Below are 23,839 nucleotides of genomic sequence, written 5' to 3' on the forward strand. Positions count from 1 at the left end.
GGATCTCACCCTCTCGCTCCCACGCACCGGCGGGATCCGGCCTCCGCCGGGATGACGATTGATGTAACGTTGCTATACCAGCCCGATCAGCGATATCTGGCGGCCATAGCTATTCTCTTGTCGGTGGCACGCGCGGCGATAGCTGAAATAATCTTCCGCCTCGGCATAGGTGTCCTGCCCGCCGATGGCAATTCGGGTCACCCCGCAGGCCGCGAGCCGCGCGGCGACATAGGCGGCGATGTCGAACATCGCATGGCCGGGTTTGCCTGCCGCAAAAAAGCGCTCGTTCGCCGGGTCGTCGGACAGGAAGCGGGCGACGAAACCGTCATCGACTTCGTAAGACGCTCGGCCGATGCACGGGCCGATCGCGACGGCGATGTTGGCGCGGCTGGCGCCGAGGCTTTCCATCGCGGCCAGCGTGGCGTCGGTCACGCCCGCAATCGCGCCTTTCCATCCGGCATGCGCGGCCCCGACGACGCCGGCGTCGCGATCGGCGAACAGCACGGGGACGCAATCGGCCGTCAGGATGCCGAGCACCAGACCCGGGGTCCGCGTTGCCAGCGCATCGGCTTCGGGCCGCGCGGTGAGGTCGGTGGTTTCGTCGACGATGACACAGCGATTGCCGTGCACCTGATAGAGTCCGGCAAGCCCCGCGCCGGGCAAGACGGCGTCGGCGGCGCGGCGGCGATTCTCGGCAATCAGGCTGGGGTCGTCGCCCGAACCGAGGCCGCAATTCAGCGATGCCAGATCGCCGCTCGACACGCCCCCCCGGCGTCCGAAAAACCCGTGCGCCACCCCGGCCAGCGGCATCGCGGTGGCGAAAGGCGCGCTCACAGATCGAGCCTGAAGAAACGGTCCTCGTCGACATGATTGCCGACGAGAAACGCATTGCGGCCGACGTCGTAAAACCCATAGCGGCGATAGAATGCCTGCGCGCGATGGTTCTCGGTGAACACCGTCAGGTACAGGATCTCGGCGCGCTCGCGGGCCCAGGCGATGCCCCATTCCATCAACGACACCGCGACGCCCGTACCCTTGGCGGCATCGGCGACGTAAAGCTGGTGGAGTTCGACCGCGGCGTCCGTCGGCTGCTCGGGCGGCAGGTCGAATTCGACCGGTCCCATCTTGATATAGCCCAGGATCGCGCCCGCCTCGCCGCGCACCAGCGCGATATCATGCTCGGCATCCTCGATCTGCGCCCGCACGCGCTCGGGCGGGTTCCAGTCGGCAAGGAAGGTCGACAGATCGGCTGGGTCATAGATATGGCCGAAGGTGTGCGTGAACGATCCGTTCGCGAACATCGCGATGGCCTCGGCATCCTCCGGTTTTGCCAGTTCGATGGCGGTCATGGGGTGTCTCCTGAAAATCCTGCGGGCGCGGGCCAGGCCGGCGCAGAGAAGGTGATGGCCTTGAACAGATTGCCCATCGCGTCGGCCTCGACAAGACGGTCGCGCTGGCGCTTCAATTCCTCGGCGCGATCGGGCGCCGCAGCCGATAACGATGCCAGCCGTGCATCGATGCCAAGCCGCCGCAGCCAGTCGCCCTGTGTCGCGACGTCGCTGATCGCGACCCCTGCCGGCTGCGCCCCGTCGGCGAGCGCCGTGAAATCGACATGCGCCGTCAAATCGACCTCGCCGGGATCGGCAAAGGGATCGGCAAATCGATGCGCCTTCACCGCCTGAAGCGTGTCGCCGGCAGCGGGACCGCTATAGCCATAATCGATCGCGAGCATCGCGCCGCCGAGCCTGGCGATGCGGAAGGCACAGCGTTGCGCAATCGCTGCCGCGACCGGCGCGGTTTCGACGATCGTGCCCTCGGGCCTGCCGTTCAGCGCGGGCGCTACCACGTCGTCGGCAGAAACGTCGCCCGCAATCACTGCCAACCGGCCGTCGCGGCGCTCGACCATCCGCTCGCGCCAGCCGCCCGCGGCCCGCACATATTGATGGATCGGCAGCGCGTCGAAGAATTCGTTGGCGACGATGATCAGCGGCGCATCGTCGGGCAGCGCGTCGATTTCGTCATGGTGGACCGCCTCGGGCAGCCGCGCCACTTGTGCCGCGCGCAGGGTCGGACTCGTCTCGACAAGATGGACGCCGCGCGGTGTGCAGCCGAAACGCTTTGCGGCGCGCAGCGCATCGGCGGCGAGCGTGCCGCGGCCGGGGCCAAGCTCGACATAGCGGAACGCCGGGCGTCCGGCGCGGCTCCACAGGTCGGCAATCCAGATGCCGATCAGTTCGCCGAACATCTGGCTGATCTCGGGCGCGGTGGTGAAATCGCCGGCCGCGCCGAGCGGGTCGCGCGTCGCATAATAATGCGCGTTGGCGGCGGCCATATAGTCGGCCACCGTCAACGGCCGGGCGGCTGCGATATCCTTGATCAGCTGGTCCGGCGTTGGAGGCCCGTCAGGCAACGCTGTCGGGCCCCGCAATCGGCTCGACGCGCTGGCGGCGCCGCTTGGCGGTCAGGACGAGCCACAGGCCGATCAGGATCATCGGAACGGTCAGCCATTGGCCCATCGAAAGCCCCGTCGCCTCGACGACATTCATCCGCTGCACGTCGGGCTCGCGGAAATATTCGACCACGAAGCGGCTGATGCCATAGATGATCGACGCCATGCCGACCAGGAATCCGGGCTTGTAGCGCGCGTCCGTGCGCCAGAAGAGGAAGGCGAGCACCGCCATAATCACGATGCCCTCGAGCCCTGCTTCGTAAAGCTGGCTCGGGTGGCGCGGTTCCACGCCGCCGCGCGGGAAGATGATGGCCCACGGCACGTTGGTGATGCGGCCCCACAGCTCGCCGTTCACGAAATTGGCGAGGCGGCCGAGGAACAGGCCGAACGGAATCGTACAGGCGATATAGTCGCAGAAGCGCAGAAAACTCAGCTTCTCCTTGCGGGTGACGTACCAGATCGCGATCAGCACGCCCAGGACGCCGCCGTGCAGCGACATGCCGCCGTCCCACAGGCGGAAAATTCCCGCCGGGTCCTTCAGATAGGATTCCAGATTGTAGAAGAGCACATAGCCGAGCCGGCCGCCGAGGATGATGCCGAGCATCGCATAGAAGATCATGTCGTCGGCATGGCGCCGCGCCATCGGGGCGCCGGGCTGGGCGATCAGCTTCAGCAGATACCAATAGCCCAGGAAGATGCCGGCGAGATAGGCGAGGGCGTACCAGCGGATCGGCAGCCCGAAGACGCTGAAGGCGATTTCGCTATGTTCGCCCATCAGTTCGCTGAAGTTCACATATTGTGTTGCTTCGGCTAAGGTTGCAAAAAGAAACATATAGTCTCGACACCTTCCCCAGGAGAGGCCTTCCCCATAGGGGGTAAGGCGAACGAGACCAAGAGGAGAGATGCCCCATGCCTTCCGCGCTCGATCTGCGCCTGGAATCCGCGTATAATCTGATCACGGGCCCGGGCGGCCCGATCCAGGTCGGGTCCGTCGAACGCTTTGGCCGCGAGCTGCCGTTCATCGCCAATGCGCCGACGAATCTGGCCGACTATATCGCCTTCTTTTGTGCGCAGCATGGGGATGCGACGTTCCTGGTCGAAGGCGGCGAGCGACTGAGTTTCGCACAGGTCTATGCTGCGGCGCGCAAGGTCGCGGCGGGCCTCGTCGAAGGGCATGGCGTACAGCGCGGCGACCGCGTCGCCATCGCGATGCGCAACGCCAATGCCTGGTGCGTGACCTATGTCGGCATCCTGCTCGCGGGCGGCTGCGCAACCTTGCTCAACGGCTGGTGGCAGGGCGGCGAACTGGCCGCAGGGATCGAGGATGCCGAGGCGAAGCTCGTCATCGCCGACGCGCCGCGCGCGGCGCGGCTGCAGGAACCGGGCGTCAGCCATCGCGCCAAGGTCGTCACCCTCGACATCACCAGGCCGATCGACGAAGCCATCGCGCCGATCGCGGCCGGTGGCAGCGCGGAGACGGTGTTGCCGACGCTCACCGGACAGGATCTCGCGACCATCCTCTTCACCTCGGGCTCGACCGGCCAGTCGAAGGGCGCCTATTCGCGTCATGAGGCCGTCGTGCAGGCGATCTTCAACTATGTGACGCAGACGGCGAGCATCGTGCACCTGCTGACCGAAGACGGGCAGATGTCGGACATCCAGCCCGCAACCTTGATCTGTACCCCGCTGTTCCACGTCACGGCCGAGATTCCGGTGTTTCTTCAGAGCTTCGCGCTCGGCCGCAAGCTCGTGCTGATGCCGAAGTGGAACGCCGATGAGGCGATGCGGCTGATCCAGGACGAGAAGTGCAATTATTTCGTCGGCGTGCCGCTGATGAGCTATGAAATTCTGGTCAGTCCGAACCGCAAGAATTACGACCTGTCGACGTGCAGAAGCTATGCCGGCGGCGGCGCACCGCGCGCGCCCGAGCATGTCCGGCGGCTCGCGACCGAGATGGGCGATGCCAAGCCGCTGCTGGGCTATGGTCTGACCGAAACCAACGCGGTGGGCTGCGGCATCATCAACGAGAATTATGTCGAGAAGCCGACCTCGACGGGACCGGCATCGAAGCCGCTTGTCGATCTTGCGATCCTCGACGACCATGGCAACGCGCTGCCGCAGGGCGGCGTCGGCGAAGTCTGCATGCGGTCGGTGTGCAATTTCGAGGGATATTGGAACAATGAAGCGGCCACCAAGGCGGCCTTCTTCGACAATGGCTATTTCCGTTCGGGCGACCTCGGCTATCTCGACGCCGATGGCTATCTGTTCATCGTCGACCGCAAGAAGGACATCATCATCCGCGGCGGCGAGAATATCAGCTGCCAGGAAGTCGAGGCGGCAATCTACGAGCATTCCGAAGTGAATGAATGTGCCGTCTTTGGCCTTCCCGACGAACGGCTCGGCGAATGCGTCGGCGCGGTCGTCTGGGTGAAGCCGGACAGCGGCGTGCGGGCCGAAGATCTTGTGTCTTTCCTTGGCCAGCGGCTTGCACCCTATAAGGTGCCGTGCAAGATCTGGATGTCGAATGACGCGCTGCCCAAGCTGGGCAGCGAGAAGATCGACAAGGTCACGCTGCGCAATCGCTATCGCGAGGAATATCAGGCGGAGGTCGCGGCGTAACCAAAGGCGGCGGAGGAGCGAAGGAGGACTATGGCCGAGCCTGACTCTCCCGATGCTCCGACCGCGACGGCACCGACCCCGCCTGCGCGCGTCTATCGCCATCGCCTGCCGACGCGGATCTGGCATTGGGTCAATGCGGTCACGCTGCTCGTCATGCTGATGAGCGGACTGATGATCTTCAACGCGCATCCGCGGCTCTATTGGGGCCAATATGGCGCGAACCCCGACCGTGCCTGGTTCGCGATCGGATCGACCGCCGACACCGGCTATGTCCGGTTCGGCGAAACGCGGATCGGGACGACCGGCGTGCTCGGGCGCTGGACCGATCACCACGGCAAGGAACAGACCTGGGCCTTTCCCGGCTGGGCGACGATCCCGACCAGCTATGACCTTGCCGCCGGGCGCCGATGGCATCTGTTCTTCGCCTGGATCTTGTCGATCGGCCTGACGCTTTACATGGTGTGGAGCCTGTTCGGCGGCCATGTGCGGAAAGACTTGCATGTCCGCCGCGCCGAATGGTCGCCGCGCCACATCTGGCAGGACATCAAGGATCATGCGCGGCTGCGCTTCCCGAAGGGCGAAGCGGCGGCGCGCTATCATATCCTCCAGAAACTCAGCTATATCGGCGTCATTTTTGTGTTGCTCCCGCTGATGATATTCACCGGCCTGACGATGTCGCCGGGAATGGGCGCGGCGTGGCCGTGGCTGCTCGACCTGTTCGGCGGACGGCAATCGGCGCGGTCGATCCATTTCATCGCCGCCTGGCTGCTCGTTGCCTTTTTCTTCGTGCACATTGCCATGGTGCTGCTCGCCGGGCCGGTGAACGAGCTCAGGTCGATGATCACCGGCTGGTTCACGCTGCCGCGCGAAACGGGGAAGGGCGAATGAGCCCTCGTTTTCCTTCCCTCGTCATCCCGGACTTGATCCGGGATCCATCGGCGACGTCGAAGTCATGGACCCCGGATCAAGTCCGGGGTGACGAGAGGAAAAAAATCTCGATTCCCCGTCGCCAGTTGATCGCGCGCGCGGGCGGGCTCGTCGCCGCGGCGGGTGCGCTGCCGCTGCTTTCGGGCTGCGACGCGATCAGTGAGGCGCCGGCGGTACGCAAGATCCTGTCGATGGGCGAGGAAATGAACCGCGCGACCCAGCGCGCGCTGATCGATCGCGACGCGCTCGCCCGCGAATTTACCCGCGCCGACCTGTCGCCGATATTCCGGTCGAACGGCACCAAGCTTCCCGATGGTGCGGCCTATGCCGCGCACGTCGCCACGGGCTTTTCCGATTGGCGCATCAAGGTGTCGGGGCTGGTCGCGCGGCCGTTGTCGCTGTCGATGGCCGACATTCGCGCGATGCCCCAGCGGACGCAGATCACCCGGCATGACTGCGTCGAGGGCTGGAGCGCGATCGGCGGATGGACCGGCCCCCGGCTCAGCGGCATCCTCGCCGCCGCGGGCGTGAAGGACAGCGCGCGTTATGTCGTCTTTCGCTGCGCCGACCGCATCGGCGATGCGCTCTATTACGAGAGCTGCGACATGGTCGATGCGCTTCATCCGCAGACGATCCTGGCGTGGGCGCTCAATGGCGCGGTGCTGCCGATCGCCAACGGCGCGCCGTTGCGGCTGCGCATCGAGCGTCAGCTCGGCTATAAGCACGCGAAATATCTGACGGGCATCGAAGCCGTCGCCAGTCTCGATGAAATCGGGGCAGGAAAAGGCGGCTTTTGGGAAGATCGCATCGACTATGAATGGTATGCCGGGATCTGACTGCATCCCCGGGCAGCCGATACGACCTATTGCACGCGAATATAGGACGACGGCGAAGCGGCGCTACGCCGGATAGCGTTCGTTCATGCTGTCCCAGCTCAGAGCGACAAGCTTTTCCAACACATCCAGATCGATGTCGGCAAGCTTGTTGACATAGAGGCAGGCCTTGCCGGTCTTGTATTTGCCAAGCTTCGCAAACAGCGCGTCGGCCTGGTCCTGGTGCCGGCCATGATCACCCATCAGATAGAGCGTCATCGCGGCCTTGCGCGGGCTGAAGCCGGCGCGGCACATCGTGCCCGAATGGCCGCTGTCGTAAAGATAGTCATAGCTGCCATAGCCGATGATCGAGGGGCCCCACATCCTGGGTTCCAGCCCGGTGACGCGGCGGTGGATGGCATCGACGATCGCCGCTTCCTCGCGCCGCCTTTCGCTCGGGACGGCGGCGACAAAGTCGGCGACCGACACTTCGGTCGTCTTGGTCTTGATCTCGGTTTTGGCCATGATCGTCTCCCTGCGAGGATCATAGCGGCGCGCCGAGCCTTTTCCAGTCAGCCGTGCCGCAGCGCGATCCGTTCGGCGAGCGCTGCGATGCGCTGGCGAAAGCTGGCGGGCGCGACCACCTCGACCTCGGCGCCGAGTGCCAGCATCTCGCGCGCGCCATGGTCGCTGTCTTCGACCTGCATTTCCATGGCGCGCCATCCGTCGCCATCCGCCGGGCCCGACGCGGCGACGGCCTCAGCGCCGCGCGGCGATTGCGCGGCGAGCCGCTTGCATCCGTCGGGCGAGGCGCGGACGGATGCGATCGTCGCGAACAGTTCGGCCTCGAACCGCGCCTGTTCGGCGCGCCACCAGGTCGCGAGATGGAAGGTCGGGGGGCGCTCGAACGGCGCGGCGCCGACCGCCAGCCTGTCGATGTTGGCGATGCGGAAGATGCGAACCTTCCCGCCACTGCGCGCGGCAAGATACCAGATGCCCGCCTTCAGCACGAGGCCGAGCGGGTCGACCGTCCAGTTTCGCAGGCCCTGCCAGCTTTCATAACGCATCGCCAGTGGGCGCTGGTCGAGCATGGCGCGTGCGATGGCGGGAAGGTGGGGCAGCGCCTCTCCGCCGCGGTACCAGTCGACCGCGTCGAGGTGAAAGCGCGCCGCCATGCGGTCGGCCAGCGCGCCGCCGCCACCGGGCAGCGCGGCGATCAATTTATGGTGCGCGGCGTTCGTCGCGGCACCGATCCCCAGTTCTGCCGCCGGCCCCGGCAGGCCGATCATCGCCATCGCCTCTGCTTCGCGCGCCGACAGGCCGGTCAGCTGGGTGCGATAGCCGTCCAGAAGCTGAAAGCCGCCGCCGGGACCGCGGTCGCCATAGACCGGGATGCCCGCGGCGGAGAGCGCATCGATGTCGCGATAGATCGACCGCATCGACACCTCGAACTCGGCGGCAAGATCGACCGCGGTCATCCGCCCGCGCAACTGCAGCAGGATCAGGATCGAGAGGAGGCGGCTTGCGCGCATTATTCGCCATAGCAGAAAATAACTGACAGAAAATGTCAGGATCAGGCGCGTAGAGCGAGCGGGTCAACAAGGAAACAACCATGACCCAGATCGAACGCCGCGCCGTCATCGCCCTTTCCGCCGGAGCCCTCATGTCCAGCCTGATCCCCGCCGCCGTTTCCGCCGCCATCAATCCGGCGCCGGTTGGCAAGCCAGGCGACTTCGATTTCCTCTCCGGCGAATGGCGCATCCACAACAAGTTCCGCGAGGGCGAAAAGTGGATCGAGTTTCCCGGCGAAGCGACCGTCGTCGGCATTCTCGGCGGTGTCGCGAGCATCGAGGAACTGCGCATCCCCGCCCGGGGCTTTTCGGGTATGGGGCTCCGCCTGCTCGACATCGAAAGGAAGATATGGTCCGACCATTGGGTCAACGCGAAATCGGGCGTCGTCGCTGTGCCAGGCCAGCTCGGCGTATTCGAAAATGGCGCCGGCACCTTTCTGTCCGAAGGGGAGGGCGAAACAGGTCCCGAGCTGTATCGCGGCGTGTGGGACCGCATCACGCCGAAAAGCTGCCGCTGGTTCCAGAGCGCCTCGCGCGACGGCGGCAAGACGTGGGACGACAGCTGGTTCATGGACTGGACCCGCGTCGCGTAAGAAGAAACCGCTTTCCTACAATATCGCGCTATGCTTCATGATGGTACATGGTCGTCGCACGCTCTTCCTTGTTACGCGCTGGCGCAAACCGATGCCGCGGTTGTTTGATAGCGAGCTGTCTGGACCCGGGCTTTTCCGGGGGGGAGGCAGCGACCTGATTGGTGCGTGTAAGGCTGAACTTTACTGAACTTTGCGACGTCGTGCCGCGAAACATTTGCTCGCGCGGCGCGGCCGAATCGTGTCGGCATGTTGCGCGCGGCGCGGCGGCCTGCTAGCCGCGCCCGCGTCCTTCCCTCGCCAAAGGTGCCATCATGTCCGAGTCCTTCAAACGCGTCGTCCTCGCCTATTCGGGCGGCCTCGATACCAGCGTGATCCTGAAGTGGCTGCAGGTCACCTACGGCTGCGAGGTCGTGACCTTCACCGCCGACCTGGGGCAGGGCGACGAGCTCGAACCCGCGCGCGCCAAGGCGGTGCTGATGGGCGTGAAGCCCGAACATATCTATATCGACGATGTGCGCGAGGAGTTCGTCCGTGACTTCGTCTTCCCGATGATGCGTGCCAACGCGCGGTATGAAGGCGACTATCTGCTCGGCACCTCGATCGCGCGGCCGCTGATCTCGAAGCGGCTGGTCGAGATCGCGCACGAAACCGGCGCCGACGCGGTGGCGCATGGCGCGACGGGCAAGGGCAACGACCAGGTGCGGTTCGAACTGTCGGCCTATGCGCTCAATCCCGATATCAAGGTGATCGCGCCGTGGCGCGAATGGGACCTGACCAGCCGCACCGCGCTGATCGAATTCGCCGAGAAGCACCAGATTCCGGTTCCCAAGGACAAGCGCGGCGAAAGCCCGTTCAGCACCGACGCGAACCTTCTTCACACCTCTTCGGAAGGCAAGGTGCTCGAAAATCCGTGGGATGAAACCCCCGACTATGTCTATTCGCGCACGGTCAATCCCGAAGACGCGCCCGACACCCCCGAATATATCACGGTCGATTTCGAGCGCGGCGACGGCGTCGCGCTGAACGGCGAAGCGATGTCGCCCGCGACCTTGCTCGCCGCGCTCAACGACCTTGGCCGCAAGCATGGCATCGGCCGCCTCGACCTGGTCGAAAACCGCTTCGTCGGCATGAAGTCGCGCGGCATGTACGAGACGCCGGGCGGCGAAATCTATGCCCGCGCGCATCGCGGCATCGAAAGCATCACGCTCGACCGCGGCGCCGCGCACCTGAAAGACGAGCTGATGCCGAAATATGCCGAGCTCATCTACAACGGCTTCTGGTTCGCGCCCGAACGCGAGATGCTGCAAGCCGCGATCGATCACAGCCAGGAGAAGGTCTCGGGCACGGTGCGGCTCAAGCTCTATAAGGGCAATGCCAGCGTCGTCGGCCGCAAGTCGCCGAACAGCCTCTACAGCGAACGCCATGTGACGTTCGAGGATGATGCCGGAGCCTATGATCAGAAGGACGCGGCCGGCTTTATCAAGCTGAACGCGCTGCGCCTGAAGCTGCTGGCGAAACGCGACCGCTGATCGGCGGTCGGCGCGGGGAGCGACGATGATGATCCCACCGCCGGACAGCCAAAATCTTAACGCGTTAGCGCGATCGAGATTCCTGCGCTAAGGGGCGCGGCATGACCGCCATGCGCTTCTTTTCGGACAATGCCGCAACCGTCCATCCCGCCGTGATGGAGGCGCTGGCCGCTGCCAATCATGTCGACACCGCCTATGACGGCGATGCGCTCAGCCAGTCGCTCGACGCGGCCTTTTCCGACTTGTTCGAAACCGAGTGCGAAGTCGTCTGGATATCAACCGGCACGGCGGCGAACAGCATCATCCTCGGCCATTTTGTGCGGCCTTGGCAGGGCATCCTCTGCTATGAGGAAGCGCATATCGAGGTCGACGAATGCGGCGCCCCGACCTTCTATTCGGGTGGCGCGAAGTTGATGACGCTGCCCGGCGCCGGCGCGAAGATCGACGCCGACGCCTTGAAGGCGCGGATCGCGGGCATCCGCAAGGATGTGCATCAGGTGCAGCCGGCGGCGATCAGCATCACCAACGCAACCGAATATGGGCTTGCCTGGCGTCCCGACGAAGTGCGCGAGATCAGCGAGATCGCGAAAGCAAGCGGCATGAAGCTCCACATGGACGGCGCGCGCTTCGCCAACGCGGTGGCGTTCCTCGACTGTGCGCCCGCCGACGTAACCTGGCGGGCCGGGGTCGATGCGCTGTCGTTCGGCTTTACCAAAAACGGCGCGATGATGGCCGAAGCGCTTGTCTTCTTCGGCGGCAGTGGCGGGGCGGGCGTGCGCGAACTGAAAAAGCGTGGCGGCCATCTGCTCAGCAAGGGGCGTTTCGTCGCCGCACAGATCCGCGCGATGCTGAACAATGATCTGTGGCTCGCGAACGCGCGTGCGGCGAACGCCGGTGCTGCTGCGCTCGCAGCGGCTTGCGGCGCGCGGCTGATGCACAAGGTCGAGGCGAACGAGCTGTTCGTGCGGATCAGTGCCGAAGAAGCGGCCGACCTGCGCGCCAAGGGCTTTGATTTTTACGACTGGGGCGACGGCGCCGCGCGCCTTGTCGTGAGCTGGGACCAGGATGCCGCTGCCGTGGCGCCGCTCGCGGCCGCCATCGCGGCGCTATGAGCGATCAGCAGCCGACGCTGCTCAGCCCGCGCGTACTTCTTCCTTTCATGCTGGTGACGTTGATCTGGGGATCGACCTGGATCGTCATCAAGGGGCAACTCGGCATCGTGCCGCCGAGCTGGTCGGTCACCTATCGCTTTGCGGTTGCGGGCATTGCGATGTTTGCCTTCGCGGCGATCCGGCGCGAGCGGCTGTGGCTGGAGCCGCGTGCGATGGTCTTTGCCGCGCTGCTCGGGCTCGCGCAGTTCGCTTTGAACTTCAACTTCGTCTATCGCGCCGAACAGCATATCACGTCGGGTCTTGTCGCGGTGCTCTTTGCTCTGCTGATCGTGCCGAACACGCTGCTCGGCCGCCTGTTTCTGAAGACGCCGCTCGAGAAGCGCTTCCTGGCCGGTGCGGGCATTGCGATCGTCGGCGTCGGATTGATGATCCTTCACGAATATCGCGCCGCGGCGCTCGGCCCACAGGCGGTGATCATGGGGACGCTGCTGACGCTCACCGGCGTGCTGAGCGCCTCGACCTCCAACGTGATGCAGGGGACGACGATCGCGCGCGCGCAGCCGATGGTCGTGATGATCGCCTGGGCGATGCTGTTCGGGGCGCTGGCCGACGGCGTGTTCGCCTGGATCACGACGGGCGCGCCGGTGATCGAGCCAACAGCGGCCTATCTTGGCGGCGTCCTCTATCTGGGGATCATCGCAAGCGCGGTTACTTTTCCGCTCTATTTCAATGTCATACGCGCCGTCGGGCCGGGGCAGGCGGCCTGGTCGAGCGTGCTGATCCCGATTATCGCAATGGGCTTTTCAACGGCGTTCGAGGGCTATCATTGGGCGCCGCTGTCGATCGCGGGCGGGGCTGTCGCGCTGATCGGGCTGGTGATCGCGGTCGCGAAGCGGCCCGAACGGCCGTCGGTCAGCGGCAATATGGTGTCGGTGCCGGTCGACGCGGATTAGCCCGCGCTGATCCGTTCGATATCGGCGCCGACCGCCTGAAGTTTTTCCTCGAGCCGCTCATAGCCGCGGTCGAGGTGATAGACGCGGTTGACCTCGGTCGTCCCCTGCGCCGCCAGTCCCGCGATGATGAGGCTCATCGAGGCGCGCAGGTCGGTTGCCATCACCGGCGCGCCGACCAGATGGTCGACGCCGCGGACGATGGCGGTGCGGCCTTTCACCTGAATGTCGCAGCCCATGCGTGCGAGTTCGGGAACATGCATGTAGCGGTTCTCGAAGATCGTTTCGGTGAACAGCGAGGCACCGGTGCCGAGCGTCGCCATCGCCATGAACTGCGCCTGCATGTCGGTCGCGAAGCCGGGGTAGGGCGCGGTCGACAGCGTGACCGGCTCGGCGCGGCCGGACATGGCGACGCGGATGCCCTGCTTGGTCGTTTCGACCGTCGCGCCGGCTTCGCGGAGCGCGGAGAGCGTTGCTTCCATCTCGCTTGCGTTGGCGCCGACGAGCTCGACATCGCCCCCGGTGATCACGGCAGCGCAAGCATAGCTGCCTGCCTCGATCCGGTCGGCCATCACGCGATAGGTCGCGCCGTGGAGGCGATCGACGCCTTCGATCGTCAGCGTCTCGGTGCCGATGCCGTCAATATGGGCGCCCATCGCGACGAGGCAGTTGCACAGGTCGACAATCTCCGGCTCGCGCGCTGCATTTTCGAGGACGGAGGTGCCCTTCGCGAGCGCCGCGGCCATCACTGCGTTCTCGGTTGCGCCAACCGAAACGACGGGGAAGGTGAATTTCCCGCCCTTGATACGCCCGCCGGGCGCGACGGCCTTTACATAGCCCGACGCGAGTTCGATTTCGGCGCCCAGGGCTTCGAGCGCTTTGAGATGCAGGTCGATCGGGCGGTTGCCGATCGCGCAGCCGCCGGGCAGCGACACCGTCGCCTCGCCCGCGCGCGCGAGCAACGGGCCGAGGACGAGGATCGAGGCGCGCATCTTGCGGACGATGTCATACGGCGCAACGGTCGACGTCAGCGTCGTCGTGCGCGCGGTCATCACGCGGCCGAAATCCTCGGGGCGCGACCCTTCGATCGTCGTCGAACAACCGAGCTGATTGAGCAGATGGCCAAAGCCATCGACGTCGGCGAGCCGCGGCAGGTTGCGCAAGGTCAACGGCTCGTCGGTGAGCAGCGCGCAGGGCAATAGCGTCAGCGCCGCATTCTTGGCGCCGGAGATGGGGATACGGCCCTTGAGTCGCTGGCCGCCGCGAATGACGATCTGATCCATCGGCTGTCTTTAGCGGATGCGCATCGTGGCGCAAGCGGATGCGGCAAGAGGGCTTAAAGCCACAAAGGACACGGACGTTCGCATCGAATTTGTGTCCTTTGTGGCTTTAGGCAAGGATGCAACGTCGCGTGCGAAACGAGGATATGCGCGGGTGTCGTTCATCCGCCAGGATGAGCACGCCGGTGCAAAGTAGGAAAGCGATTATTTTGCGACATGGCCGGCGTCGCCATCGAATTGTGCCTGTGCCTCGCGCTGCCCCTTGCTCATGAAAATATAGCCGACGATGCACAGGACCATTCCGGCAGCGCCCAGCAGCGGAACGCCGCCGCGTACCACGATGGTGAAGGCAACCCAGATGAGGTTGAAGATCCCGAGCACGAGAAAGAGTTTCTGGTTGTTACCGGGAAAGCCGAAGATCGATTGTCCGTCGGACGTTCGCACGCCGTGAATGCCCTTCACGTCGAAAGCATTATAGAGATAGAAACGGCCGCGCGCACCCGGCAGCAGCGCGTCGGCGACATTCTGTTTGACGACGGCATTCTTGACCACCCACTCGGCGCCCTGGTCGGGCTGGAAGGTGATGCTGCGGTAGATCGATATGCCCGAGCGCGCTCGCTTGAGGTCGGCGGCTGCGACGTGCCCGTCGATGATCGAAGTGGTCATAATGTCGGCTCCCTTGTTGCGGTGGCGCGACCCGGTGGCGAGGCTAGTTGATCCGTCCGGCTAAGGAAAGCGCGCCGATGGGCATGCCCAGGTTTCCCGGCTGCGCCTTTGGTCGTGGTGTTCGATGTGAAAATATGAAATGATTCGCGTGGATAGAGGAAGAACAAGAGGGCGGTCGGGCAAACAGTTCAACAGGGAGAAAATGCTATGCGGAATCCTGTCGTCACAACCATCACCACGGTTTCGTTGATCGCGTCGCAACTGGCGACGCCAGTATTTGCCCAGGTTACGACGCTGCCCTATCCCGGCTCCGGGGGCCCGCAAATCCAGCCGCCGCGGCCGGTCGAGCCCGTCCCGGTCCCTCCGACGCCGCCGCGGCCCGGCGGCCCGCAGATCCAGCCGCCGCGGCCCGACTATGGCAATGGCGCGACCATCCGCTGCGAATCGCGGAACCAGCAATATCAGCGCTGCAACGTCCAGACGGGATATCGCGTCGAACTTTTACGCACGTTGGGCGGGCGATGCTCGCAAGGCGCCACCTGGGGTTATGCGGTCGATCATATCTGGGTCAACAACGGCTGCCGCGGCGAATTCCGCTATGGCAACAGCGGCGGCGGCTATCCGACGCCGCTGCCTCAGCCGGTTCAGGATTATGCCGGCACGATCCGCTGCGAGTCGCGTGGCAACCGCTATGAACAATGCAACGTCGCGACGAACAGCCGCGTCGAACTGGTGCAGAGGATCGGTGGCAAGTGCAACGCCGGCCGCCAATGGGGTTATACGGCCGATTATATCTGGGTCGACAAGGGCTGCCGTGCAGACTTTGGTTATGGCTATTGGGATGCCCGCCCGCCCGAAAAGGAAAAGGACAAGGGGCCGAGCACCGGGTTGATCATCGGCGGCGTTGTCGTTGCCGGCGGGCTGTTGGCGCTGTTGCTCAGCAAAAAGAAGAAGTCGGCGACGGGCGAAGAGACGGCAGTTGAAGCGCCTGCGACCTATCCTGCCGGTCCCCCGGCGACGCTGAGCGCCAATCTGTCGAGCCTGCCGAGCGCGGCACGGCCGTCGGTTCAGAATTGCATGACCGACGCGGCGCGCCAGATCGGCGTGACCGGCGGAACGCGGTTGTCCTATGACAAGCTGGTGTCGCTCGAACAGGGCAATGGCGGCTGGCGCATCCGCGCCGCAATGACCGCGACCTATCCCGACGGCGCGCGTTCGATCGAGATGTATTGCCGCGCGACGCCGAGCGACATCATCCAGCTCGATTTCAGCTGAGGCGCGCAGTCGTCGGCTTTGGGGTACGAAGCGGAAATTGCCTCCCTTCGCTTTGTCATCCCGGATCCTTCGGTCTGCTCAGGACAGGCTTGATCCGGGATCCATAGCTGCACCGTCGTCATGGATTCCGGATCAAGTCCGAATATGTCCGGATATATCCCATGGGAGCAAATATGTGTTCCCCCGCGAAAGCGGGGGTCCAGCGTCTACGCGAAACGTCGAAGGGTGCACTGCCGCGCGTCTTTCCTTGTCGCTGGGCCCCCGCCTTCGCGGGGGAGCATCCATTCCTTGTCCCAGTGGGATAATTGCCGATCAAGTCCGAGGCGACGAGGGAAAATCCTCCTCACTCGTTGGGAGGTGGCAGCCGCGCAGCGGCTGACGGAGGGGGCTCGCGTCCGTGCGCAACGGCACGTCAGGCCGCGGCCTCCCTCCATCGCCTTCGGCGGCCCCCTCCGCGCAAGCGGGGAGGATTGGGATGGCCGCAATCGGTCGATTCCCGTCAAAAGCCAGAAAACCGCCGCCCCTGCAAAAGCAGGGGGGTATAGTGATGCTGGATCAATTAAACGGAATTGACCACAGGTCGATGCAATGGGCGTTGTGAAATATTGAGCTGACCCAGAAACGCCAAGAGCTGTTGCTGAATCTCATTTCTTTCCTGCGCATAATGAGCGCGTCGATGATCGTTCGGGCAAAGTGCCGCTACATTAAAAACGTGATCGTCTCCGCGATCAGCGAGCGGAATGACGTGGTGCGTTTCAAGGTAAATTGCGCCCCCAGCCATCTCAAAACCCTTTACGCCGCAGAGTTCGCATTTGCCATTGGCACGACGCAAAACCGCCTTGCGAACCTTCGGATCGCGGTAATAGACCGAGGAAGTAGTTTCGAATTTTTCCGGCCCAGATTTCGTGAGCTGATCCATGTCAAACTGATCGACAAATTCCTGATCCAGAATGCCCCGCGTTAGCTCAAACTGCCCAGTCGCCATATCATACTGCGTCAGCGTCCAAGGTTCTGGGTCTAGCTCGCGCTTGCTAACCTCGGACGCATTTTGTGCGTAGCCGGGCTCAGTTTTATCGCGCTGTTTCCCATCAACGATAATCACTCGAATCGGCAGATTGTCGATCACCGAGGCTTTCAAGGCGTCATCGAGTCTAGTGGCGCGTCGCCGCCAAAGAGTGTTGCCACCGGGAACATTGTGCGAGGCGGCATCCTCGCGAAAATTCCCTCGTTGTTTGATTTGGCCGGCCTCCTCAATCATGCTTGAAAACCATAGATTGAAAATCACCACTTTGCCGGGTTCGATAAATACCCACTCATAGCAGTATTTCGGGTTTGCCTTGTGACCACGAGGATCATTCGAGCTGTCGATCCAGTCCGAAACGTCAAAGCCTGCCTGTTCCGCAAGATCAAAGACGTTATCCTTTTTTGTCGGTTTAAGACTTTCTCGCTGCGTCATCTTGCTACCCCGCTGCTAACTTCTTGCGCAATCATTCGAGCGAGCTGCGGCGACAATCTGCAACCGCCGTCATTTCGAATTACAAAATCTGTCGCCGTGAACGACTGATCGGCAACAAATTGAAGAATGGCCGCATCAATCTTCGGTCGTTCTGGTTCGATCAGGTCGAATACGAACGACGGCTTACCGCGCCTCCCGTGATGCATGATGCCAATCGTCGGATCATATCCATCGGCGATGGCTTGAATCTGCATTTGCGCCAGCTTCACCGTGTAGGCGTAATTCAGCATCGCATTGAGCGGGTGCGAGGCGTTGCGATTTTGCGGCTTTGGACCGTTCGCCATCGAACTGCGAATGTCATATTGATGCCAGTCGTCAGGGATGGGCCGCTTGCCCGTCCAATTGATCGGCAATCCCTGCCACGATCCGAAATAGAGCGTTGCGGCCTGACCTTCGATCCCGCGCAAATCGTTGACGGTAGCGACGCTCTCCCGTTCCAGCCTATCGATTGCATTCCGATGCCATTCCAGCGCGGTCGTTCTTTTCCGGCTTTCGGGAACGTGCCGATCCAGCGTTTCGATGCTGGCGGCGAGTTTGCGTGTCACAAGACCGATAGCAAAGGCTTTGCGTTTGTCGTCATTATCCCGTCGCTCGATCTGCCTGTCAAACGGCGTTCAAACGGGACCCCCGATCGGCGTCGAAGAAGGACCCCCTTGCGGATATGATGGGGGTTTGTTGAGGTGAGCCTTGCGCTGCGTGCGGCGGAGGTCGGGCGTAGCCCGACCGGAGGCGCACGCAGCGCAAGATAGATTTTTGAAGGCGGCGAAGGTGGCGGTCAGCTGCGGTTTTTGAAGCGCCAGCTATCGTTGCCCGTCTCGACGATATCGCAGTGGTGGGTGACGCGGTCGAGCAGCGCCGTGGTCATCTTGGGATCGCCGAAGACGGTAGGCCACTCGCCGAACGCGAGGTTCGTGGTGATGATGACGCTGGTGCGCTCATAAAGCTTGCTGATGAGGTGGAACAGCAACTGCCCTCCCGAGCGTGCGAACGGCAGATATCCAAGCTCGTCGAGCACGATCAGGTCGAGCCGCGACAGCTGCGCCGCCAGGGTCCCGCCCTTGCCGATCCGGGTCTCCTCTTCGAGGCGTGTCACCAGGCATTAGAAGTCATTGCAGAGAGCGACCCAATGTTGCGCCGCACCCGCGAATGGCAACGACTTTTCGAGCTGACCATATGAACGGAATTACGTTCCTGTGGTCAAAGTTTCGTAGTTCGCCGACGATAACTATACCCCCCTGCAAAAGCAGGGGCGGCGAGTTTTGGTCAGGCGAGTGCCTCTTCAACCTGACCGAGCCGATCCTTGCCGAAGAATATTTCGTCGCCGACGAAGAAGGTCGGAATGCCGAACACGCCGCGCGCAACCGCGGCTTCGGTGTTGGCGACGAGCTTCGCCTTGATTTCGGGCTCCTGCGTCCGCGCAAGCAGCGCGGGGCCATCGAAGCCGTTCGCCGAGAGGAACGTCGCGACGACTTCGGGGTCATCCATCTTCAGGCCATCCTCCCACATCGCGCGGTTCACGGCATCGACATAGTCGTCGAGGTTGCCTTCATCGCTGGCGACAATTGCGCCGCGCATGATGAGCAGCGTGTTGACGGGGAAATGCGGATTGATGCGGAACCTGGTCAAGCCGTGCTTTTCTATGAAGCGCTGCATCTCCAGATTTTCATAAGCAAGCTTGGCAGGCGCCTCGGCATATTGGATCATCGGCGCCTTGTTGCCCGTCGCCTTGAAGATGCCGCCGAGCAGGCAGGGCGTGATAATCAGGTCGGCGCCGGTGCGGTCGAGCAGCTCGGGCAGTGCCTTCAGCGTGAGATAGGCGTTGGGGCTGCCGAAGTCGAAGATGAGTTCGAGGGTTTTGCTCACCATTTCTCTCCCCAGGGCCGAAGGTCCATCTCGTGCGTCCACGCGCTCTTCGGCTGTTTGTGGAGCATCACATAATTGGCAGCGATGGCATCGGGGTTCAGGATCAGGTCCTGCGCCTTGGCATTGTCGAAATCGGGGTGGCGACCCTTGATGAATTCGGTGTCGATCGCGCCGTCGATGATCGTGTGCGCGACATGGATGCCCTGCGGCCCCAGTTCGCGCGCCATCGACTGCGCCAGCATCCGCAGCGCGCCCTTCGCGCCCGAGAAGGCCGAAAAGCCCGATCCGCCGCGCAGACTTGCGGTAGCACCGGTGAAGATGATCGTGCCGCGGCCGCGCGGGGTCATGCGTTTCGCCGCCTCACGCCCCATCAGAAAGCCCCCGAGGCAGGCCATTTCCCAGACCTTGGTGTAAACGCGCACCGTTGTCTCGGCGATCGGGAAATTGACGTTGGCGCCGATGTTGAACACGGCGACTTCGATCGAGCCGACCTCGGCCTCGATCCGGTCGAACAAGGCGATCATCGCCTCTTCGTCGCGGGCATCGCCGGCGAAGGCGCGGGCGTAATGTCCGTCGTCACGGATCGATTGGGCGAGCGCTTCGAGCGCGTCGGCGTTGCGTTCACGGCGATTGACGCAAGCGGTGAGGCCTTCCGCCGCGAAAGCGCGTGCGATCGCGCCGCCCGTGGCGTCGCCGGCGCCGATGATGACAGCTGCGGGGTTGGGCATTTGCGACTCTCCTCTTGCGATCGATAGTAACTATGATAATCATAGTGACAAGCGATTTTTGCGAGGAGGCGAAAGCGTGCCCAAGCGTGCCGATTTATCGGACACATTCTGTCCCGTCGGCCGGTCGGCCGAATTGCTCGGCGACCGCGCGGTGCTGCTGATCCTGCGCGACCTGTTTTTCGGGCGGCGGCGGTTCGAAGCCATTGCTGCGAACACGGGGCTCGGGCCGCAGCTTGTGTCGGCGCGGCTGAAGCGGCTGGCGGAAGAGGGCGTTGTCGAGCGACACGCCTATCAGGAGCGCCCGTCCCGCCACGAATATCGGCTCACCGCCAAAGGCAAGGATCTGTTCGATGTGCTGTATGCAATGCGCAATTGGGCCGAGCGCTGGGCGTATGAACAGGGCGAGACCGGTGATGGGCCGGCGATGCGCTATATCCACCGTGCGTGCGGCGCCGACGTCGGTACGTCGACCGTCTGTCCGGGATGTGGCGCGCCATTGCGCTATGGCGATCTGAAGGGAGAGCCGTCGCCGGCGCTCAGCGCCGAGCAGGCGGCGAGGGCGCGTTAGGGTTTCGTCATTGCGAGGAGCCGTCGGCGACGCGGCAATCTCAAGCTATCGGCCCCGCACAGGGTCGATAGCTTGAGATTGCTTCGCTTCGCTCGCCATGACGACGAAAGTTATGCCTTTTCCAGCGTGCACTGCAGCGGGTGCTGGTTCTGCCGCGCGGCATCCATCACCTGATTGACCTTGGTCTCCGCCACCTCATAGCTGAACACGCCGCACACGCCGACGCCCTGCTGATGCACATGCAGCATGACCTGCGTCGCCTGTTCGATGTCCATGTTGAAGAAACGCTGGAGCACCATGACGACGAATTCCATCGGCGTGTAATCGTCGTTGAGCAGCAGCACCTTGTACATCGACGGCTTCTTGGGCTTCGCGCGGGTGCGCGTGGCTATGCCGACGCCCGGCGTACCGGAAGCATCGTCATCCTTGCCCGCCATTGCGTGCACGACATGAGGGATCGAAGCAGGAAGCATCATCGTCAGGAATATCGCAAGCCGGGGCGGAATCGCAAGAGGGCGGATAGGGGCATTTTTACCGATTGTTCGCCATGCCTGTCCCGCAAAAGCAAGAACCGCCCGCTTCCGGAGGAAGCGAGCGGTCTTGTCGGCGTCGGCGCAGGCGGGGAGAGGAGGGGGAAGAGCCCGCGCCAACGAGAAGAATGAAAGCCTTAGGCTGCCTTCATCTTCGAAGTGATGACCGAAACGCGGTTCGAGATCGGCGCGAAGCTGTCGTTCGTCAGCTTGACGACGAGTTCGCTGGTCTTCGAGGTCTGCGCAACAGCGGCGTCGAACGCCTTCTTGCTGTTTTCGGCATAGAGCTTCAGGAATTCGGCGGGCGACTTGACGGCGGTGTAGCCCTTCATCGCGGCCGACGTGTCTTCGAAGCTCTTGCGAGCGAAAGCGACGCCTTCCTGGCCGAGCGATTCGATGCCCTTGGCAGCGATCTTGCCGGCTTCGACGAGCGCTTCGACGTTCGCCTTGTTAAATTCGACGGCTTCTTCAGCCAGCTTGCTCGACTTGGCGAGAGCGTCCTTCGAACGCGACTGGAAATCGGCGGTCAGGGTTTCGGCGCGGGTCTTCGCTTCGTCGGCGAACTTCTTCACGGTGTCGTTCATGGTCTTGAATCCTTTGGTGGCGAGGGCGGCCGGCTTCGGCGCAGCCTTCGTGAGCTTCGGGGCAATGGTCTTTGCAGCCGCCTTCTTGGGGGCGACCTTCTTGGCAACTGCCTTGGGAGCAGCGGCCTTTTTCGCAGCCGGCTTGGCTTTTGCCTTAACCGTCTTGATCTTTGCAGGGGCCGGGGCCTTCACTGCCGCAGGGGCAGCAACCGGAGCCGGCGCGGCAGGAGCAGCCACCGGCTTGGGGGCGGTTTCCAGCGTCGCGGCTTCAAAAGCCTTTTCGGCACTATCCATCTTGGTAGCCATGGGGAACTCCTTTATGTTGCAGTGCACAATATAGGAGTGGTTCGGCGATTTCAAGGGAAAAATGGTGCAGTGCACAAAAATTGTCGGAGCGCGCTGCGAGAGGCGTTATATTCGCGCGATATTACCGCAGTTTGACATAGCGACCGGGCGCATCCTCGATCGCCTTTTTATCGCCCTTTCCGGGTATACGCGAGCCCTTGGCAGGGGTTTTTGCGCTGTCCTGTGCCGAAATCCAGCCGATCCAGTGCGGCCACCAGCTGCCCTTTGTCTCGGTGGCACCAGCGACGAAATCGTCCAGCGTCGCGGCCTTGTTGTCGCCGGTCCAATATTGATATTTGCCCGCCGCGGGGGGATTGACGACCCCGGCGATATGTCCTGATCCCGCCAGCACAAAGCTGTTCGGGCCCGCGAGATGATCCATCAGCCGCCAGACGCTGGCGAGCGGGGCGATATGATCCTCGCGTCCCGCCTGGATATAGGCGGGAGTCGTGATCTTCTTGAGATCGATCGGGGTGCCAAGAACCGACAGGCTGTTCGGGATGACCAGACGGTTGTCGCGATAAAGGTCGACCAGATATTGCCGGTGCCACTTTGCGGGCAGGTTGGTCGTATCGCCATTCCAATAGAGCAGGTCGAACGGCGGATAGTCGTTGCCGAGCAGATAATTGCTCACGACATAATTCCAGATCAGATCGCGTCCGCGCAGCGAATTGAAGGTCGCCGCCATATAGCGCCCGTCGAGGAAGCCCGGCGCCGACAATTGCTGCAACAGGGTCAGATAGCTTTCGTCGACGAACAGCTTGAGCTCGCCCGCCTGTTCGAAATCGACTTGCGCGGTGAAGAAGGTCACCGACTTCACCTTGTCCGCCTCGCCCTTCGCAGCGAGCATCGCGAGCGTCGCGGCGAGCGTGGTGCCGGCCACGCAATAGCCGATCGTATGGACGGCAGGGACGTCGACCAGCTGTCGCACCGTATCGATCGCGTCGACCTGTGCGGCGATATAATCGTCCCAGACGACATCCTTCATCGACGCGTCGGCCGACCGCCACGACACCATGAACACCGTAAGACCCTGTTCGACTGCCCAGGCGACGAAGCTTTTCGCCGGGTTGAGATCGAGGATGTAGAAGCGGTTGATCCACGGCGGGAAGATGACGAGCGGGACCGCGAAGACGTCCTTCGTTGTCGGCTCATATTGAATGAGCTGGTAGAGATCGGTTTCGTGGATCACCTTGCCGGGGGTCGTCGCGATGTTCACGCCGACCTCGAACGCGTCGGGGTCGACATGGCTGAGCTGCCCGCGCGACAGGTCGGTCAGCATATGCTTCAGGCCCTTGAGCAGGCTTTCGCCGCGCGTTTCGACGGCGCGCTTGATCACTTCGGGATTGGTGATCGCGAGGTTCGAGGGCGACAGCGCCTCGGCCATGCCCTTTGCCGCGAACTCCATCTTCGCGCGCGCGACATCGTCGAGGCCCTGCATCGTGCGCGTTGTCGTCAGCAGTTGGTCGGACAACAGGCCATAGGTCTGGCGGATCAGCGCGAAGGCCGGGTTGGCGTTCCAATCGGGATCGGCGAAACGCCGGTCATTGGGTGCGTCGGCGGCCGCCTCGAAGGGCGGTTTCAACGTGGCGATCGAAGTCCAGAAGGCAACGCCCTGTTCCCACATCTTCGACGATTGCTCGGCCCACGCCTGCGTCGTCGGATTTTGCAGCCAGCTTGCCGGGTCGAACATTCCTGCGGCGGCGCTGTTGCCCTGGTTCGCCTGACCCAGTGCATATTCGAGCATCATCTGCTGTGCACGGCCCATGACGCTGGCCCAATGTTGCAGATCATCGGGCGAAGGCAGGAAGGGATTCGGCGCTTCGGTAGTGTTGTTTTCGCCTGCGTCGGTCATGTTCGTTCCTGCTGGTCAGTGCCGTCAATATGCCTATAACAAGCCGCGGTGCGGCTGGCGAGGCTGC

The 23,839-nt window shown here is 63.2% G+C and carries 24 protein-coding genes and 1 pseudogene; 9 read left to right on the forward strand and 16 right to left on the reverse strand.

Features of this window, described 5'->3' with window-relative positions; genetic code table 11:
• Window positions 1-72: 72 nt before the first annotated feature.
• The 4 genes from pgeF to lgt are packed head-to-tail and all read right to left on the reverse strand — an operon-like array spanning window position 73 to window position 3,224.
• On the reverse strand, window positions 73-834 hold the full coding sequence (gene pgeF / locus ACO055_RS19235; protein ID WP_422060452.1) for a peptidoglycan editing factor PgeF: 762 nt from the start codon (window positions 832-834) through the stop codon (window positions 73-75).
• Complete coding sequence (locus ACO055_RS19240; RefSeq protein ID WP_422060453.1) at window positions 831-1,349, reverse strand: GNAT family N-acetyltransferase; 519 nt, start codon at window positions 1,347-1,349, stop codon at window positions 831-833. The genes pgeF and ACO055_RS19240 overlap by 4 nt, the downstream gene beginning before the upstream one ends.
• Entirely contained in the window at window positions 1,346-2,410 is a 1,065-nt protein-coding gene (locus ACO055_RS19245; RefSeq protein ID WP_422060454.1) for a class I SAM-dependent methyltransferase, read from the reverse strand. Before ACO055_RS19245 ends, ACO055_RS19240 begins: the two co-directional genes overlap by 4 nt.
• Window positions 2,403-3,224, reverse strand: a complete 822-nt coding sequence (gene lgt / locus ACO055_RS19250; protein WP_422062497.1) for a prolipoprotein diacylglyceryl transferase — start codon at window positions 3,222-3,224, stop codon at window positions 2,403-2,405. Before lgt ends, ACO055_RS19245 begins: the two co-directional genes overlap by 8 nt.
• A 134-nt stretch (window positions 3,225-3,358) precedes the next feature.
• Between lgt and ACO055_RS19255 the strand changes: the two genes are divergently transcribed.
• From ACO055_RS19255 to ACO055_RS19265, 3 genes are all read left to right on the forward strand, one after another.
• Window positions 3,359-5,068, forward strand: a complete 1,710-nt coding sequence (locus tag ACO055_RS19255) for a class I adenylate-forming enzyme family protein (RefSeq protein ID WP_422060455.1) — start codon at window positions 3,359-3,361, stop codon at window positions 5,066-5,068.
• A 30-nt stretch (window positions 5,069-5,098) separates the two neighbouring features.
• Window positions 5,099-5,956 carry a cytochrome b/b6 domain-containing protein gene (locus tag ACO055_RS19260; RefSeq protein WP_422060456.1) on the forward strand — a complete coding sequence of 286 codons (858 nt, stop codon included), beginning with the start codon at window positions 5,099-5,101 and terminating at the stop codon, window positions 5,954-5,956.
• A 125-nt stretch (window positions 5,957-6,081) separates the two neighbouring features.
• On the forward strand, window positions 6,082-6,831 hold the full coding sequence (locus tag ACO055_RS19265; protein WP_422060457.1) for a molybdopterin-dependent oxidoreductase: 750 nt from the start codon (window positions 6,082-6,084) through the stop codon (window positions 6,829-6,831).
• 63 nt (window positions 6,832-6,894) lie between these two features.
• Here the strand turns inward: ACO055_RS19265 and ACO055_RS19270 are convergent, their stop codons facing one another.
• Complete coding sequence (locus ACO055_RS19270; protein WP_422060458.1) at window positions 6,895-7,332, reverse strand: DUF1801 domain-containing protein; 438 nt, start codon at window positions 7,330-7,332, stop codon at window positions 6,895-6,897.
• Window positions 7,333-7,379: 47 nt separating this feature from the next.
• The gene (locus ACO055_RS19275) at window positions 7,380-8,339 is read right to left on the reverse strand and encodes a helix-turn-helix transcriptional regulator (RefSeq protein ID WP_422060460.1); all 960 of its coding nucleotides are present in this window, start codon (window positions 8,337-8,339) and stop codon (window positions 7,380-7,382) included.
• A gap of 80 nt (window positions 8,340-8,419) precedes the next feature.
• Here ACO055_RS19275 and ACO055_RS19280 point away from each other — a divergent pair, with 80 nt between their 5' ends.
• The 4 genes from ACO055_RS19280 to ACO055_RS19295 all read left to right on the forward strand — a co-directional run bounded on the left by ACO055_RS19280 (window position 8,420) and on the right by ACO055_RS19295 (window position 12,565).
• Entirely contained in the window at window positions 8,420-8,971 is a 552-nt protein-coding gene (locus tag ACO055_RS19280; RefSeq protein ID WP_422060461.1) for a hypothetical protein, read from the forward strand.
• A gap of 311 nt (window positions 8,972-9,282) precedes the next feature.
• On the forward strand, window positions 9,283-10,500 hold the full coding sequence (locus ACO055_RS19285) for an argininosuccinate synthase (RefSeq protein ID WP_422060462.1): 1,218 nt from the start codon (window positions 9,283-9,285) through the stop codon (window positions 10,498-10,500).
• Between the two features lie 110 nt (window positions 10,501-10,610).
• Entirely contained in the window at window positions 10,611-11,612 is a 1,002-nt protein-coding gene (locus ACO055_RS19290; protein WP_422062498.1) for a threonine aldolase family protein, read from the forward strand.
• The gene (locus ACO055_RS19295; protein WP_422060463.1) at window positions 11,609-12,565 is read left to right on the forward strand and encodes a DMT family transporter; all 957 of its coding nucleotides are present in this window, start codon (window positions 11,609-11,611) and stop codon (window positions 12,563-12,565) included. The genes ACO055_RS19290 and ACO055_RS19295 overlap by 4 nt, the downstream gene beginning before the upstream one ends.
• On the opposite strand, the gene murA is transcribed toward ACO055_RS19295, so the two are convergent.
• Window positions 12,562-13,845 (reverse strand): UDP-N-acetylglucosamine 1-carboxyvinyltransferase, encoded by a 1,284-nt coding sequence (gene murA / locus ACO055_RS19300; protein ID WP_422060464.1) that lies wholly within the window; start codon window positions 13,843-13,845, stop codon window positions 12,562-12,564. The two genes, ACO055_RS19295 and murA, sit on opposite strands and share 4 nt — an antisense overlap.
• Before the next feature lie 201 nt (window positions 13,846-14,046).
• Window positions 14,047-14,508: a hypothetical protein gene (locus ACO055_RS19305; RefSeq protein WP_422060465.1), complete on the reverse strand. Its 462-nt coding sequence runs from the start codon at window positions 14,506-14,508 to the stop codon at window positions 14,047-14,049.
• 207 nt (window positions 14,509-14,715) lie between these two features.
• Between ACO055_RS19305 and ACO055_RS19310 the strand changes: the two genes are divergently transcribed.
• Window positions 14,716-15,783, forward strand: a complete 1,068-nt coding sequence (locus tag ACO055_RS19310; protein ID WP_422060466.1) for a DUF3011 domain-containing protein — start codon at window positions 14,716-14,718, stop codon at window positions 15,781-15,783.
• 559 nt (window positions 15,784-16,342) lie between these two features.
• On the opposite strand, the gene ACO055_RS19315 is transcribed toward ACO055_RS19310, so the two are convergent.
• From ACO055_RS19315 to ACO055_RS19335, 5 genes and pseudogenes are all read right to left on the reverse strand, one after another.
• On the reverse strand, window positions 16,343-17,239 hold the full coding sequence (locus ACO055_RS19315; RefSeq protein ID WP_422060467.1) for an HNH endonuclease: 897 nt from the start codon (window positions 17,237-17,239) through the stop codon (window positions 16,343-16,345).
• Window positions 17,236-17,844 (reverse strand): CRISPR-associated endonuclease Cas1, encoded by a 609-nt coding sequence (cas1, locus tag ACO055_RS19320; protein WP_422060468.1) that lies wholly within the window; start codon window positions 17,842-17,844, stop codon window positions 17,236-17,238. The genes ACO055_RS19315 and cas1 overlap by 4 nt, the downstream gene beginning before the upstream one ends.
• Before the next feature lie 230 nt (window positions 17,845-18,074).
• A pseudogene (locus ACO055_RS19325) lies at window positions 18,075-18,395 on the reverse strand (ATP-binding protein); the annotation flags it as partial.
• Between the two features lie 167 nt (window positions 18,396-18,562).
• The gene (locus ACO055_RS19330) at window positions 18,563-19,165 is read right to left on the reverse strand and encodes a 2-hydroxychromene-2-carboxylate isomerase (protein WP_422060469.1); all 603 of its coding nucleotides are present in this window, start codon (window positions 19,163-19,165) and stop codon (window positions 18,563-18,565) included.
• Window positions 19,159-19,890: an SDR family oxidoreductase gene (locus ACO055_RS19335; RefSeq protein WP_422060470.1), complete on the reverse strand. Its 732-nt coding sequence runs from the start codon at window positions 19,888-19,890 to the stop codon at window positions 19,159-19,161. Before ACO055_RS19335 ends, ACO055_RS19330 begins: the two co-directional genes overlap by 7 nt.
• 76 nt (window positions 19,891-19,966) lie before the next feature.
• On the opposite strand from ACO055_RS19335, the gene ACO055_RS19340 reads away from it, so the two are divergent.
• Entirely contained in the window at window positions 19,967-20,458 is a 492-nt protein-coding gene (locus ACO055_RS19340) for a winged helix-turn-helix transcriptional regulator (RefSeq protein WP_422060471.1), read from the forward strand.
• A 110-nt stretch (window positions 20,459-20,568) separates the two neighbouring features.
• Here the strand turns inward: ACO055_RS19340 and clpS are convergent, their stop codons facing one another.
• From clpS to ACO055_RS19355, 3 genes are all read right to left on the reverse strand, one after another.
• Window positions 20,569-20,934: an ATP-dependent Clp protease adapter ClpS gene (clpS, locus tag ACO055_RS19345; protein WP_422060472.1), complete on the reverse strand. Its 366-nt coding sequence runs from the start codon at window positions 20,932-20,934 to the stop codon at window positions 20,569-20,571.
• 191 nt (window positions 20,935-21,125) lie between these two features.
• The gene (locus ACO055_RS19350) at window positions 21,126-21,878 is read right to left on the reverse strand and encodes a phasin family protein (protein ID WP_422060473.1); all 753 of its coding nucleotides are present in this window, start codon (window positions 21,876-21,878) and stop codon (window positions 21,126-21,128) included.
• Between the two features lie 121 nt (window positions 21,879-21,999).
• A complete protein-coding gene (locus ACO055_RS19355; protein WP_422060474.1) occupies window positions 22,000-23,772 on the reverse strand; it encodes a PHA/PHB synthase family protein in 1,773 nt (590 codons plus the stop codon).
• Window positions 23,773-23,839 lie beyond the last annotated feature (67 nt).

Source organism: Sphingopyxis sp. (assembly GCF_965227415.1).
Taxonomy (GTDB): domain Bacteria; phylum Pseudomonadota; class Alphaproteobacteria; order Sphingomonadales; family Sphingomonadaceae; genus Sphingopyxis.

Excerpts from the sequence above, each read along its gene's own strand:
- ACO055_RS19240 (WP_422060453.1), bottom strand. The coding sequence starts at position 1,349 with ATGACCGCCATCGAACTGGCAAAACCGGAGGATGCCGAGGCCATCGCG.
- lgt (WP_422062497.1), bottom strand. The coding sequence starts at position 3,224 with ATGGGCGAACATAGCGAAATCGCCTTCAGCGTCTTCGGGCTGCCGATC.
- ACO055_RS19255 (WP_422060455.1), top strand. The coding sequence starts at position 3,359 with ATGCCTTCCGCGCTCGATCTGCGCCTGGAATCCGCGTATAATCTGATC.
- ACO055_RS19260 (WP_422060456.1), top strand. The coding sequence starts at position 5,099 with ATGGCCGAGCCTGACTCTCCCGATGCTCCGACCGCGACGGCACCGACC.
- ACO055_RS19270 (WP_422060458.1), bottom strand. The coding sequence starts at position 7,332 with ATGGCCAAAACCGAGATCAAGACCAAGACGACCGAAGTGTCGGTCGCC.
- ACO055_RS19275 (WP_422060460.1), bottom strand. The coding sequence starts at position 8,339 with ATGCGCGCAAGCCGCCTCCTCTCGATCCTGATCCTGCTGCAGTTGCGC.
- ACO055_RS19280 (WP_422060461.1), top strand. The coding sequence starts at position 8,420 with ATGACCCAGATCGAACGCCGCGCCGTCATCGCCCTTTCCGCCGGAGCC.
- ACO055_RS19285 (WP_422060462.1), top strand. The coding sequence starts at position 9,283 with ATGTCCGAGTCCTTCAAACGCGTCGTCCTCGCCTATTCGGGCGGCCTC.
- ACO055_RS19290 (WP_422062498.1), top strand. The coding sequence starts at position 10,611 with ATGCGCTTCTTTTCGGACAATGCCGCAACCGTCCATCCCGCCGTGATG.
- ACO055_RS19295 (WP_422060463.1), top strand. The coding sequence starts at position 11,609 with ATGAGCGATCAGCAGCCGACGCTGCTCAGCCCGCGCGTACTTCTTCCT.
- murA (WP_422060464.1), bottom strand. The coding sequence starts at position 13,845 with ATGGATCAGATCGTCATTCGCGGCGGCCAGCGACTCAAGGGCCGTATC.
- ACO055_RS19305 (WP_422060465.1), bottom strand. The coding sequence starts at position 14,508 with ATGACCACTTCGATCATCGACGGGCACGTCGCAGCCGCCGACCTCAAG.
- ACO055_RS19310 (WP_422060466.1), top strand. The coding sequence starts at position 14,716 with ATGCGGAATCCTGTCGTCACAACCATCACCACGGTTTCGTTGATCGCG.
- ACO055_RS19315 (WP_422060467.1), bottom strand. The coding sequence starts at position 17,239 with ATGACGCAGCGAGAAAGTCTTAAACCGACAAAAAAGGATAACGTCTTT.
- ACO055_RS19330 (WP_422060469.1), bottom strand. The coding sequence starts at position 19,165 with ATGGTGAGCAAAACCCTCGAACTCATCTTCGACTTCGGCAGCCCCAAC.
- ACO055_RS19335 (WP_422060470.1), bottom strand. The coding sequence starts at position 19,890 with ATGCCCAACCCCGCAGCTGTCATCATCGGCGCCGGCGACGCCACGGGC.
- clpS (WP_422060472.1), bottom strand. The coding sequence starts at position 20,934 with ATGATGCTTCCTGCTTCGATCCCTCATGTCGTGCACGCAATGGCGGGC.
- ACO055_RS19350 (WP_422060473.1), bottom strand. The coding sequence starts at position 21,878 with ATGGCTACCAAGATGGATAGTGCCGAAAAGGCTTTTGAAGCCGCGACG.
- ACO055_RS19355 (WP_422060474.1), bottom strand. The coding sequence starts at position 23,772 with ATGACCGACGCAGGCGAAAACAACACTACCGAAGCGCCGAATCCCTTC.